This window comes from Novosphingobium endophyticum (genome assembly GCF_014640675.1).
In the GTDB taxonomy this organism is placed as follows: domain Bacteria; phylum Pseudomonadota; class Alphaproteobacteria; order Sphingomonadales; family Sphingomonadaceae; genus Novosphingobium; species Novosphingobium endophyticum.
Genome location: NZ_BMHK01000055.1, coordinates 1 through 13,614 on the forward strand (window position 1 = coordinate 1; position 13,614 = coordinate 13,614).

Annotated in this window: 10 protein-coding genes; 2 read left to right on the top strand and 8 right to left on the bottom strand. The window is 66.4% G+C overall.

Going from position 1 to position 13,614, the window contains the following annotated elements:
* Positions 1-369: 369 nt before the first annotated feature.
* Positions 370-2,826, top strand: coding sequence for a PhoX family protein (locus IEX32_RS19275; RefSeq protein ID WP_188773168.1), 2,457 nt, complete (start codon positions 370-372; stop codon positions 2,824-2,826).
* A 123-nt stretch (positions 2,827-2,949) separates the two neighbouring features.
* On the opposite strand, the gene mdoH is transcribed toward IEX32_RS19275, so the two are convergent.
* The 7 genes from mdoH to IEX32_RS19310 form a co-directional block, all read right to left on the bottom strand.
* On the bottom strand, positions 2,950-4,782 hold the full coding sequence (gene mdoH, locus IEX32_RS19280; RefSeq protein WP_188773169.1) for a glucans biosynthesis glucosyltransferase MdoH: 1,833 nt from the start codon (positions 4,780-4,782) through the stop codon (positions 2,950-2,952).
* The gene (locus IEX32_RS19285; RefSeq protein ID WP_229736506.1) at positions 4,779-6,275 is read right to left on the bottom strand and encodes an OpgD/OpgG family glucan biosynthesis protein; all 1,497 of its coding nucleotides are present in this window, start codon (positions 6,273-6,275) and stop codon (positions 4,779-4,781) included. Before IEX32_RS19285 ends, mdoH begins: the two co-directional genes overlap by 4 nt.
* 122 nt (positions 6,276-6,397) lie before the next feature.
* Positions 6,398-7,579 carry an efflux RND transporter periplasmic adaptor subunit gene (locus IEX32_RS19290; protein WP_188773170.1) on the bottom strand — a complete coding sequence of 394 codons (1,182 nt, stop codon included), beginning with the start codon at positions 7,577-7,579 and terminating at the stop codon, positions 6,398-6,400.
* Positions 7,572-8,927 (bottom strand): TolC family protein, encoded by a 1,356-nt coding sequence (locus tag IEX32_RS19295; RefSeq protein ID WP_188773171.1) that lies wholly within the window; start codon positions 8,925-8,927, stop codon positions 7,572-7,574. Before IEX32_RS19295 ends, IEX32_RS19290 begins: the two co-directional genes overlap by 8 nt.
* Positions 8,928-9,087: 160 nt before the next feature.
* Positions 9,088-9,711, bottom strand: coding sequence for a GDSL-type esterase/lipase family protein (locus IEX32_RS19300; protein ID WP_188773172.1), 624 nt, complete (start codon positions 9,709-9,711; stop codon positions 9,088-9,090).
* A 69-nt stretch (positions 9,712-9,780) separates the two neighbouring features.
* On the bottom strand, positions 9,781-10,101 hold the full coding sequence (locus IEX32_RS19305) for a 2Fe-2S iron-sulfur cluster-binding protein (protein ID WP_188773173.1): 321 nt from the start codon (positions 10,099-10,101) through the stop codon (positions 9,781-9,783).
* Between the two features lie 11 nt (positions 10,102-10,112).
* On the bottom strand, positions 10,113-11,309 hold the full coding sequence (locus IEX32_RS19310; protein WP_188773174.1) for a cytochrome P450: 1,197 nt from the start codon (positions 11,307-11,309) through the stop codon (positions 10,113-10,115).
* A gap of 323 nt (positions 11,310-11,632) precedes the next feature.
* On the opposite strand from IEX32_RS19310, the gene IEX32_RS19315 reads away from it, so the two are divergent.
* Entirely contained in the window at positions 11,633-13,045 is a 1,413-nt protein-coding gene (locus tag IEX32_RS19315; RefSeq protein WP_188773175.1) for an amidohydrolase family protein, read from the top strand.
* A gap of 219 nt (positions 13,046-13,264) precedes the next feature.
* Here the strand turns inward: IEX32_RS19315 and IEX32_RS19320 are convergent.
* Positions 13,265-13,614, bottom strand: a 350-nt coding sequence (locus tag IEX32_RS19320; protein ID WP_188773176.1) for a DUF6691 family protein, incomplete at its 5' end; no start/stop codon positions are given.

The window sequence follows — 13,614 nt, forward strand, 5'->3', positions numbered from 1 at the left end:
CTGTTCTGGCGACCGCCCCAAACGGTGATTATCACCCCGTCCGCTGCGGTGAGAGCGCCTCTAAATCCCACCACCGATTCCGTCAAACCCTTTTTTCAAAAAATCGCCACAATACACAAAATACACCGAAATCCGCGGCGCGCGCCGCAAAGGACACATTCAGCGCCGCCTTCGCGTGATCCGGGGAGTCGTCTGACAACCGTTCGCCGGCGCGGCTTTTGGAGAGTCGCGGCGAGCCTGGCATTCGGGCGCGCCCGCCGTCATCACATTCCCGTCATCGCATCGACTTCTACCGGTCATCGAACTGGCGCCGCACTGTCATCAATGCCGCATAGGAAGCCCCCACCGACCAACAACAGTGGGGTGACCATGACCGATTTAGTGCCTGCGAACGGCTACACCGATGGCGACGTCGACACCAACGACAGCTGCGTGCCCTCGCTCGAGAGTCTCGCGGCCGAACGCTTCTCCCGGCGTCAGACGCTGCTCGGCGGCGCCGGCGCCAGCGCGATGGCCTTCCTCGGAACGAGCGTGCTCGCGGCATGCGGCCCCGATGATGCCAACAATGCTCCCGTCGTGACCGCCGGGCAGAACGCGGCAACCAGCGCGGGACGCGTCGTGACGCTGACCGGAAACGCAAGCGACGAGCACGGCATCAAGTCGACCGCGTGGAGCCAGACCAGCGGGCCGGACGTCGAACTCGTCGGCACCGGCTACACCGTGACGTTCATTGCCCCCGGCGTCGACGCGCCGACCGACCTCGTGTTTGCCTTCCGCGCCACCGACCGGTTCGGAAAGAGCTCAACCGCGACGACGACCGTGCGCGTATCGCCGGCGGTCCTCGGCTTCGCGGCGGCCCCCAAGAACCTCAACGACATCGTGACCGTGCCCGCCGGCTATTCGGTCACGGTCATGACCCGCGTGGGCGACCCGATCGCCGCCGGCGTTTCCGCCTATGCCAACAACGGCACGGACACCGATTTCGCCCGGCGAATCGGCGATCACGGCGACGCACTGATATTCTTCGGCCTCGATTCGGCCGGCGCGCGCGACGATACCAGCTCGGCCCGCGGCCTCATGGTGCAGAACCATGAGAACCTGAGCGACCAGTACCTTCACCCCGGTAACCCGAGCCCCTCGCCGCGCCCGCAGGCCGAGGCGATCAAGGAGATCGAGGCGCACGGCGTCAGCGTCACCGAATATCGCGATTCGGGCGACCGCACCTGGAGCTACGTGCAGGACAGCGGCTTCAACCGCCGCATCACGCCCAACACGCCGATGACGCTCAAGGGTCCGGCTGCGGGTTCGGCGATGATGGTCACCGCCTATTCGCCCGACGGCACCGCCGGGCGCGGCACGATCAACAACTGCGCCAACGGCCTCACCGACTGGGCGACCTACCTCACCTGCGAGGAAAACTGGGCCGGCTACTTCGGCCGCGACGCAAGCGACGCTACCGCCCGCACGGCGCGCGAGCTGACCGCGCTCGCCCGCTACGGCGTCACGAGCACGACCGGCAACTACGGCTGGTCGAGCGTCGCTTCGGCCGACACCACCTTCACCCGGTGGAACGCCAGCGTGATCGGCGCTTCGGCCAGCGCCGACTTCCGCAACGAGCCGAACCAGTACGGCTGGGTCGTCGAGATCGATCCTTATGATCCGGCCTCGGCTCCCCGCAAGCGCACCGCGCTCGGCCGCATGGGCCACGAAGGGGCCTTCCTGCGGACCGTGGAAGGGCGCAAGGTCGGTGTCTACATGGGCGACGACGCCCGCCGCGAATATCTCTACAAGTATGTCTCGAATGCCACTTGGGATCCGGCCGACGCGGATGCGACCGACCGCCTCGGCGTAGGCGACAAGTACCTCGACGACGGCGCCCTTTACGTTGCCCGTTTCAACGCAGACGGCACGGGCGAGTGGTTGCCGCTGACCTTCGGTCAGGTGCCGAACCGCGCGGCTTCCGGCTCGTTCCCTGAATACGTCTTCGCGGACCAGGCCGATATCCTCATCAACGCCCGCCTCGCCGCCGACGCGGTGGGCGCGACGCCGATGGATCGCCCGGAATGGACGGCGGGCAACCCGGTGACCGGCGAGATCTACCTGACGCTGACCAACAACAACGCCTCCAACCGTCCGCTGAACGGCACCGACGCAGCCAATCCGCGCCACTACGGCGACCCGAAGCTTTCGGGCTCGACGAGTTTTGGCAACCCGCAAGGCCACATCATCCGCCTGCGCGAGACCGGCGGCGATACGGCGGCGACCACCTTTGCCTGGGACATCTATCTGTTCGGGGCGGACTCGGCCGATGCCGACAGCAACGTCAACATATCCGGTCTCGCTGCCAACAACGACTTCTCCAGTCCGGACGGCCTCTGGTTCTCACGCACCAGCAACCCGGCGGGCCAGGGCAAGCCGCTGCTGTGGATCCAGACCGACGACGGGGCGATGACCGACCGCAGCAACTGCATGATGCTGGCGGCGCTGCCGGGCACTGTCGGCGACGGCGGAGCGGTGACCATCACCAACAGGGATTCGACCGGCGCCACGGCCCAGCAGGCCACGATTGCCGGCGCCCCGGCGACCGCGGCCAGCCTGCGCCGTTTCCTGGTCGGCCCGGTGGAGTGCGAGATCACCGGCGTCGACACCACACCGGACGGCCGCACGCTGTTTGTCGGCATCCAGCATCCGGGTGAACGCGGCACCCCGACCGCGCCATCCAGCAACTGGCCCGACAGCCAGTCCGGGTCGGTCGCCGCCACGGTGCGTCCGCGCTCCGCGATCGTCGCGATCACCAAGGACGACGGCGGCATCATCGCGCTCTGACGCGCGGCACCGGATTGGCACCTCGAACGAAGGGAGGCGGCAGCGATGCCGCCTCCCTTTTTCATGTCGGGATTGCACAGGTGGCGGGTTTCCCGCTGGGCAGGCAGTTGCAGCCAGATCCGGTCAGGAACCTGCCGAGCCGAGTTCCAGACGCTGCCCGAGCGCGATGGCACCCTCGCGCGGGGGCGCCTCGCCCGCCGGCACTTCGATCTCGCAGTCCGGAACACGGAAACAGCCGCTCTCCAGAGCGCGCACGCCCAGTTGCTCGCTCGATGTCAGGCTCACCAGCCAGGGCGATGCAAGCAGGCCCAGAGTCAGCGGCGAAAGCCACAGCGCGGTCACGGGATCAACGAACGCCACCCCCGCGAAAAGCGCCCCGAGACCAATGTGCTCGCGCAAGTCGAGAATCACGTCGCGCACGCGTATCCGGCGCGCCTCGCGCACTTGCGTGGTCCAGCCCGAAGGGACCCCGAGCAGCAGGCCGAGCATGGCCTTGGTCTGGGTCACCATCGTCACCGGAGCCAGAAGCATCGCCAGGGGCACCTCCAGCGCCGCCGATTTCAGCACGCCGGAAACGCCGCCGAAGGCCCGGCGCCGGCCGGCATCGACCAGCACCCAGACCAGACCCATCAGCTTCGGCCCGAACAGCAGCAGCGCCGTCAGCCAGAGCAGGCCCGGAGGCGCGGCATCGATGAAACCGGCCGCGCCGGCCGAGGCCGCCTGCACGATCGCAATAACGAGCAGGAGGAACCAGCCCGGCGAGGTCAGGTAGGCCGAAGCCCCGATCAGCAGATGCAGCCGGCTCACCCAGTGCAGCCCCGACGCGCCGAGCAGTCGCAGGTGCTGGAGATTGCCCTGCATCCAGCGCCGGTCGCGGATCGCGTGGTCCACCACGGTGGGCGGAAATTCCTCATAGCTGCCGCCGATCATGACCATGTGCACGGCCCAGCCGCGCCGCCGCAGCAGGGCCGATTCGACCATGTCGTGGCTGAGGATGTGGCCGCCGAAGGGCGCCTTGCCCGGCAGTTCCGGCAGGCCGCAGGATTCGGCGAAGGCGCGTGTGCGCACGATCGCGTTGTGGCCCCAGAAGTTCGCCTCCGACCCCGACCACCAGAGCAGGCCCGCGCTGGCGATCGGCCCATAGGCTTCGCTCGCGAACTGCATCCAGCGCTGGAACAGGGTGCGGGCATTGATGATCATCGGCACCGTCTGGAGCAGGCCGATCGAGGGCTTTTCCTCCATGATTGCGGCCATGCCGACGATGGCATCGCCGCTCATCAGCGAATCGGCGTCGAGCACCAGCATGTTTTCATAAGCCGCCCCGAAGCGGCCGACCCATTCGGCGATATTGCCGGGCTTGCGCGCGATGTTCTCTTCGCGGCGGCGATAGTAGACGTTGATCTTCGCTTCCGCCGCCACCTCACGCCAGGCTGCTTCCTCGCGCTTGCCCTGAAAGGCGTTCGAATCGCTGAGCACGAAGAAGTCGATCCATTCGCCCCCGCCTGCCTCGTGGATCGACCTGGCCATGGCGCGAACGCGCCCGAACGTCGCCTCGACGCTCTCGTTGTAGACCGGCATCAGCACGGCGGTGCGGTGGCGCAGGGCGGACGCCGGACTCGGAATGGCAGTAAAGCCGGGATGTTCGCCGCTGATCAGCTTCAGGAAACCGATGGCCGAGTTGACGAAGCCGAACGCGATCCAGGTGAACAGCGGCACGAAGAACAGGAGCAGCGCGATCTCGAAGGGATCGAGGCCATCGCGCGAGAACGTGAAACGCAGCTCGCTGGAAGCGGCAAGGCCCAGCACTGCCGTCAGCGCGATCAGCAGCAGCCGCTTGATCACCAGTCCGTGCGGGCGGGTCTGGACCTCGATGGAGCCGGGCGGGTTCCCGTCCAGCCGCTGGATCGGCATGTCGAGCGGGGCTTCCTCGGGAAGCTGTCGCGGAGATGGCATCATGGTTTGAGTACCTTGATCACGGTTTCGCTGAGCGCGGCATCGCCGCGCTTCAGATAAATGCGGAATTCGGACGGCTTGAGGCCGTTCAGCCGGACGTCGATCATGGCCCGCCAGCGCGCCTGCGCGCCCACCACGGGATAGGCGCTGGCGGCGATCACCGCGTCCGCCGGCAGGCTCGTCACCGCCTCCACCCCGCTCGAACGGTCGAGCCCGGCGAGCGCGGGGCCGGCGAAATCGAACACGTATTTGCGCGCGCGCTCAATCGGCGGCGCGCCGGGTATGCCGGCCGGTCCCTCGAACAGATCGACGCAGCGCGCCGTGGCTCCGGCGCTCGGATCGTTCGAGGTCCAGACCAGACGATAGGCAAGCTCGCGGCTGCCCCCGGCGCGGGCCGGCTCGTCGCCGCACCAGAACATCGCGATATTGTCCATCGTTTCCGAACCAGTCGGCATCTCGAACAGGCGGACAGCCCCCGCCCCCCAGTCCCCGCGCGGTTCGACCCACAGCGAAGGCCGGCGATCATAGAACACGCCGTCGTCCTGATAGTGATCGAAGGACTGGTCGCGCTGGATCAGGCCAAAGCCCTTGGGATGATCGGCGCGAAAGGCGCTCAGCGTCTGGCGCGAGGGGTTCTCGAGCGGGCGCCAGACCCGTTCGCCGTCGCCGGAGAATATCGCCAGCCCGTCCGAATCGTGGATTTCAGGCCGCCAGTCGCGGCGCTGTGCCGACTGGTCGTACCAGAACATCGACGAGGCCGGGGCAATGCCCAGTTCCTCAATGTCGCGGCGAAAGAAGAGCGCGGCTTTCACGTCCTGCACCGCGCCGCGCTCGTCCTCGGAGCAATCGAACACGTAGGCGCCGGTCAGGCTCGGCCCGTCGAGCAGGGCATGGATGCGCAGGCGTGCGGCACCCAACTGCTCGATCCAGAATTCAGTGAAGGCGGGGAATTCCTCGGCTTTCGCAAGGCCCGTGTCGACAGCTATGCCGCGCGCCGAAAGCCCGTACTGATCGCGCGAACCCGAGGCGCGGAAATAGGAGGCGCCGAGAAAGGCCAACCAGTCCGAGCGGCCGTCGGGGCGCATGACGCGGAAACCGGCGGGGTCGGCATCCTTGCCGTTGATAAACAGTCCCGAGGTATCGACTATGGCCCGGGCCAGCCCCCCCTCGACGACATGGATCGCGACCGCGTGAGGCGCGATCGCCTTGCTCGCCGGGAACAGCCGCACGCGGCCGGCGACGCTTTCCGCCTCGCCGTAAGTCAGCCGGACCATCTCGTCGTAGTCGGAAACGGCCGTGGCGGAAGCGGCCGGGGCGACGAATGCCTCGCGCGCAAGGCTCCGCGCGCGCGCGACAAGACCCTCCCACGAAAAGCGCCGCGGCGGGCCGAGGCGGTCGGTCGCCGCCAGCAGGCGCGCGGGGGCGAAAGCCGTGCCGAACAGCGACAGCAGCAATCCGGCTGCTGCGCGCCGCGTCACGGCAAGGGAAACAGGCACCTGCGTCTCGCCCACGCAGGCACGGGGTGTGGGACTAGCCGGGTTCAGGACTGTCAACCTATGCCGATATCGAACGTTCGGGGGGAATACGCTCAGGCATCGCTATTGTTTCATCGACCTCGTTATTGCGACCCGTCACCGTCAGCCGGTGGGTTTCGCCAGCCGATTATGACCCGCGCGCCGGGTTCCACGCCCTGGGCGGAGATCTCGGTACGCTTGCCGTCGCTGGCGCCGGCGGACACGTAGACGCGGCGCGGCTGGCCGTCATCGCCGAGGAGATAGATGCGGTCCCGCTCGCGACCAGCCGAGCCTTCGGGCGAAAATTCAAGGGCGGCATCGGGCACAAGCAGCACATCGCTGCGCTTCGGCAGTTCCATCTCGAGATTCGCGCGCATGCCCGGCACCACCTTGCCGGAGGGCTTTTCGAGCACGAAGACCGCGATCGGTCCGCTCCGGCCTGTGTCCACGCGGGCGAGCCTTGCCGTCTGCGTCTCTTCGGGCATGCCGTCGATGCGCAACGTGCCCCTGCTGCCCGGACGTAGCAGCGCGGCCTGCGCGCTCGTGACCGGGACCGTCACCGTCATCTGTCCGCCGCCCGGCGCCAGCACGAACAGCGGCTGCCCCCGCTCCACATGGCGCCCCGGCTCAACGCGGCGCGCCACGACGTAACCATCGATCGGCGAACGCACGACCGCCCCGCTCAGCCGCCGCGCTTCGTCCCCGACCCGCAAGCGGGCCGCTCCAAGCCTGGCGCGCGCCGCCGCTTCCTGCTGTCTGGCGCGGCTGGCGTCGGCACGCGCCGCCTCGAGTTCGTTGAGCGAGGGAACCCGCTGCCCGGAGCGCCGCCAGACGCTTTCGAAGCGATCAAGGCGCGATGCCGTCTCCTGTACGGTAATCCGCGCGGATTCCAGCGCGGCCTCGGCTGCCGCTACGGCCGCGCGGTCGATCTCGAGCGCCTGTTCGATCGACGCCGCATCGAGCACGGCAAGCACCTGACCGGACCTGACCTGTCCGTCCGCCGGTCCGGGCACAGATGTGACCGTCCCAGCGAACCGCGCCCGGATCGTCATCTCGCGCGTGCTGCGTACCACGCCGCGTCCCGACACGAGAGGAACGATATCGCCGGCCATCACGGGCGCGAAATAATAGGGGCTCTCCGTGCCGGCCACGAAACGCACAAACAGCACGGCGGCGGCGATGGCAGCCACCGCGAGAACGGCTATGCTGACGAGATGACGCCTGACCCGTTTCGGCGTGGCGCCCAGGAACGCATCGAGCGGGGAATGGTGCGCGGCGTCATTCACAGACGGTCATCTCCGGCCGGACGCCCAGCCCCGCCGGGGGTAGCTCAAGGTCAGCCGCTGTCCAGCCGCCGCCTTCGGCCGTCCAGAGGCGGATCGTCGCGACCGCCAGCGCCGCACGCGCCCTGATCCGCGCCTCGTTGACGGCAAGATCCGCCGCCTCGGCAACATAAAGCGTCGCGAAATCGCCGGTTCCGTTGCGATAGGCGAGACGCGAATCGCCGACCGTGGCACGCGCCTCGCGGGCACCGCCTTCCAGTTCCGCCTGCCGCGCGGACGCGGTGGCTACCGTCTGGCGGCGCTGCTCGACGTCCTCGTATGCCCGAACCTGCGCCTCGCGGTACCGTGCGACCGAGCGGGCCGCCGCGGACACGGGAGACGCTTCCGCCGGCACGTCCGCCGCGCCTCCGGCCAATGCCGCGTCGAGATCCTCCTGCGTCACTTTCCCGCGCGTCATGTCGGCCAGAAGGCTGCTTTCCAGGGCGAGCAGGTCGGCCCGGTGCGCCAGCGACAGCCGGGTTTCCCCGGAGACGTCGGCGGCAATGTCGGGAACGTGACCCTGATCGCCGATAGCGTCCTCGACCTCCGACGGTTCCATCCCGGTCAGCCGTGCCAGCTCGCGTACGGAAGCCGCGATCTGCTCGCGCGACGCATCAAGGTCGCTCCGGGTGACCGCAACGAGCGAACCGGCAAGGCCGGTGTCGAGCCCGGGGACAAGGCCCGCCTCGCGGCGGAACCGCGCAATCTCGGCATTATCCCTGAACTGCTCCAGCAGCTCGGCCCGTGCCGCGCGGGTTTCCTGGAGACGGCGCACGTCGATGTAAGCCGCGGCGATCTCGGCCGCCAGACGCGCCCGCTTGTCGGCATGGCGATAGGCGCGCGCCTGGCTGGCGGCCTCGTCCGCGCTCGTCGCTCCGGTGTCGAACAAGCGCCGGATCCGGTTGCCCAGACGGCGCGCCGCCGCGTCGGCCTCTTGCTCCTTCGTCCGCAGGCTGACGGCGTCGCAGACAAGATCGGGATTGGCAGTGAGACCCCGGTCGATCAGCGCCGCCAGAACCGGATCGCCGGCGGTTTCCCACCAGAGCGATCCCCGTTTCGCCGCCGGTTCCTGCACGTCGGCCGTCACCGCGGCATCGCGAGCGGACCCCGCCGGTCCCTCCTGCGATGCGGCGCGCTCGGTCGGGAACAAAGCAAGCGCAAGCGCTGCGACGCTGGCCAGGAAGCGAGGGGCAGTAAAATCCGGCACGCGCTCGCGAATAGCAGCAATCCCGCAAGAGGCAATTGCGGCACGGCGAGGCGAGCGCCCGCCATGGATCGCCCGAGCGGCCAGTTCCGCTTTGGTCGGGATCATGGCAGTGCCACCGCGCCTCTCCATATCTTCGCGAATGAAGTCAGCATCCTAGCCCGCATCTGCAAGCAGCACCTTGGGCGCTGGTCAGCCTGGGCGCTCTGGACCTGGTATTTCAATCCGTCCATTTCTGTTCGCCCGGCAATTTCCCGGACGCGGACGTTTAGCTCGCGAAACGAACGAGGTGTGGCCGAAGCACGGCAACCCAGGCATTGTAACCCTCAATGGAGAGATGAAGGCCATCTGTCGTAAACTCGGAACGGATGGCTCCATCCTCGCCCGCCAGCGCGGACCAGGCATCCACATAGACCGCGTCATACCCCGCGGCTATTCGTTGGTACTCTTTGTTTAGCTGCACGATGCGATCTCGGAAGTGCGTCGAACGAGGCAGTACGCTGTTCACGAAAAGCGCAGCCGAGGGGGCCAGTTCTCGGATGCGCCGGACGAGCGTGTCCATGTGCGCGGCGATCTCAGGCACATTCATGGATTTGCCAAGACCATGAAGATCATTGGTACCTATGAGCAGGGAAATTGCTCGCGGCGCTACGACAGCCGAGTCAAGGCGCGCCAGAACATCGCGGATCGCCTGCCCACCGATGCCGCGGTTCGCCGTGCGAAGCTCAGGAAACCAGTCCTCCCAAGCCGTCCATTCCGTGATGCTGTCACCTAGAAAGATTACGCGACCTGGGGTTTGGGGCACTGCTGCAAATTGAGCTTCACGAAGGGCCTGCCTCGATTTGAGCACGCGGGCGAGTAACGGCGCGACCGTCGGAAGAATGCGATCCAAGTTCATCTTGTTGAGCTCTCACGGATCCCGTTGCGCCATAAATGTTTGCCGCTCACGCCCACTCAGGCCTCAGCTTTGCGACATTGGCGTGCGGACGATCAGCCCTTCGAGCGACGGGGTGACCGTGATCTGGCAGGAGAGCCTGACGCCAGGGGTCATGTCGCCGCTGACTTCGATCATCGCCACCTCGACCTCGGTTACGTCGCCGGTGACAGCGCGCCACGCCGGATCAATGTACACCCGGCACGTCCCGCAGTAGGCATTGCCGCCGCATTGCGCCTCTATGACCTCGATGCCGTTGCCGACGGCGCTCTCCATAAGCGACAAGCCTTCCTCGGCGTCGATTGGCTGATCGGTGCCGTCCGCGGCAATGAATGTTATCGCGACCATGCGACGCTCTCTCAGGCGGGGTCGCAGGCGACGACGGCGCCGCGCAGTTCATAGCCTTGTATTTGGCGGTTCCATATAATCGTGGGTTCGCAAACGAGCCGAATGCCCGGCAGGCGGAAGAGCCGATCCAGGAAGATGCGAGTCTCGTGAAGCGCCACCTGCGCGCCGGGACAGCGATGCGGACCATCGCCGAAACTCATGTAGGCGCCGACCGCCTTCATCCGCTTGGCGCGGTCGGGATCCAGCTCGTAGGGGCAAGGGCCAGTCGTGGCCTCGTCGGTATTCGCGTCGCGGATGCTCAGCGCGGCGACTTCGCCCTCCTGCATCATCACCCCGGCACTACCCTCGACAGGTGCTGCCGCGCGCCGGTGGAGTAGCGACACGACCGGGTCCAGCCGCAGGATTTCCTCCAGTATGGCGAACTGGTCATCCTCACCGCCAGTGAGGAAGCGTTCGAGCAGCGCCGGATCGTCGAACAGATGCCAAGCGCACATGACGATGAACTCGCGCGTCGTCATCATGCCGGCGCCGCCGTAGCTCAGGCACTCCATGATCATGCCCTTCTTCGAATAGTTCTCCTTCACCAGGTGGGAGATCACATCGTTCTTGGGATGCTTGCGGCGCGCCTCGACCGCAGGGGACAGGTCATGCTTCCAGAAGGCGCCGACGCGGATCATGATTTTCGCGGTGAGCAGCGCCTTGCCGAGCCAGGAATCGCTTCGTCCCATGGACAAATCCAGAACAGCCTTCACGCGGTTGGCGAGGTTCTCACTACTGTCGCTGTCGGTCAGACCAATGATGTCGGCCGCTACGTCAACCGCCATCTGCCAGCTGAGCTCATCTAGCGGCGCCGATCCCCGTGAGCGGAGCTTGGCGATGATCTCATCCATCGTCCGATCCATGACGGCCTGATGCCGCGTGACGATCGTCTTGGGCGCAAAGAGCCCGGCAACGGCCGCGCGACGCTTGCGATGGAGATCGCCGTCCAGGAAGAAGAACGAAATCTCGCCCGGCTTGCTCAGATCGGCCTGGTCGGCGCTTGCCCCGGCCTGTCGAACCTGCGTGGAGCGCAAGATCTCACGAACCGACGCGAAGGCACCGACCACGCGCGCACCCTCCTGCGGCGCGAGGTTGGCGGCCGCAATCTGGGCGCTCTTGCGATCGTCCCTTCCCTGATGGGCGGGACACACTGAAGCCGTAGCACTCATCACTTGCCTCTTTGCTTCTTAACCGGAGCGGTTTTTGCCACAATATGATCCATGGTATATCATAGAACATATGAGAGGAAAGCACTATTTCTTCGACGTCCCAGACCCGCAGGCCCAATACCCGCCTGCGCGCCGCGATGCTCGCCCCTTTCCCGCAGGCTTGTCGCCGGCCACGCAACGATCCGACCTGCATGCGGCAACCAGGTTCGGCCGCTATTTCGGTCGTCCGCCGGATAGGTTAGGGTTTGAGTCACTGGCCGGAGGCAGCTTTCTGCCTGACTCGGATGCAGCATTCCGGCGGCGATGTCCCAACGGAGGCTTGGATGTTCAATGCGTTTGCCCGTCAGGTGCGTACCGTAGCAATCGGGTCGTTCGCCGTGCTGTTTCTGAATGCCGCGTTGATGCTGGGTGCCTGCGCTCAGCCCCGCCAGAGCCAACCCTCATCCGTGACAGCATTTGTCGGCGTGAACGTGATCCCGATGGATCGCGAGGCAGTGCTGGAAAATCACACGGTCGTGATCGACGACGGAAAGATCATATCCGTCGAGCCGGCCGACGCAGCCGAAATTCCGCAGGATGCCCGGCGTATCGAGGGGGCGGGGCGATGGTTGATGCCGGGCCTGACGGAAATGCATGGTCATGTCCCGGGACCGGACGATCCGGCCTATCGCGACAACGTGCTGTTCCTGTACGTCGCGAATGGTGTGACCACCGTGCGCAACATGGCCGGCGACCCATCTCACCTTGCCTTGCGTGATCGCATCGCCGAACGGGGGCTGCTGGCCCCGACCCTCTACACGGCAAGCCCCTGGCTTCATTCCGGCGTTGCCGGCTCCCCGGAGCAGGCGAGTCGCACCGCGCGCGATTACAAGGCCGCAGGCTACGATCTGATAAAGATCGGCAGCGTCTCCGGTGACGCATACAGCGCCATGGCGGACACCGCCCGGGACATCGGCATCCCGTTCGGCGGGCACATCCCTGAAGAGGTAGGGCTGACAGGTGCCCTGGATGCGCGCCAGCTGTCGATCGACCATTTCGACCGCTACGTTGAATTCCTCGTCCCCGAGGGAGCGCACACCGATGGGCTCGAGCGCGGCTTCTTCGGCAGCGGCTGGGTTCATCTGGTCGACGAACGCCGTATTCCGCAGGCAGTCCGCCGGACACTCGCGGCAGGCACCTGGAACGTGCCGACCCTGAGCCTGGTCGAGCATCTGGCTTCCCCGGAGGCGCCGGAGGACATGATAAAGTGGCCTGAGATGCGCTACATGCCGCGCAAAATCCTCGACCAATGGGTTCGTGCGAAACGCGGGCAACAGGCGGAGACGAGCTTTCGACCCCCCGCCGCTCGGCGCCTTGTCGAACTGCGCCGAAAGCTGCTCCGCTCGCTGCATGATGCGGGTGCGCCAATCGCTCTCGGCTCTGACGCACCGCAGTTCTTCAACGTGCCGGGCTTTTCCATCCATCACGAAATGCGCATGATGGTCGCCGCCGGACTGACGCCATACGAGGTGCTGGTTACCGGGACACGCAATCCCGCGCTCTACTTCGATGACCCCCATGCGAATGGGACCATCGCGCCCGGACAGCGGGCGGACCTCATCCTGCTGGAAGCCAATCCGCTGGTCGATCTTGCCAATGTCCAACGCCGGGTCGGCGTGATGTTGCGCGGGCGGTGGGTCCCCGAGGAAGACATTCAGGCAAGGCTGGGCAGAATAGCCGAGCAAGCGGCGCAATGAACTGGTGTCAGTTGAACCACGTTGGCGTTCGCAAGCTTCTTGCCGCGGCCCACGGGTGTTTCATCCGCCAAAGCCTGGTGCCGGACGAATTGCCGATCAGGTACAGCTTGACCATCCATTCGCGGCCCTTGAGCATGCCGTGTCAATAGACCGGCGGCAGGATCGTGTCCGGGGAGACGTGCTCAGGCGGTGAGACAGCTTGGTGAGTTCCATGACGCGTTACTCCGAAGCCGCTTGGCGACGCCGTGGCATGAGGCTGGTGAACTGCTGAGCGGCCATGCCCGCGAGCATGGCAAGAACGAACGGCAGGACGCTGAGGGGGGACAGCGCCAGCGAAGCGACTGCCGGACCCGGGCAAAGGCCGGCGATGCCCCAGCCGATGCCGAACAGGATCGAGCCGGCGATCAGGCGTACGTCGAGATCGTTGCGGTCCGGCAGCGAAAACCGCTCGGCGAAGATCGGCTTCCCCATGCGATTGCGCATGCGCCATGCCACCGCCATTACGAGCACGGCGCCGCCCATGACGAAAACCAGCGTCGGATCCCAGGCGCCGAACACGTCGAGGAACC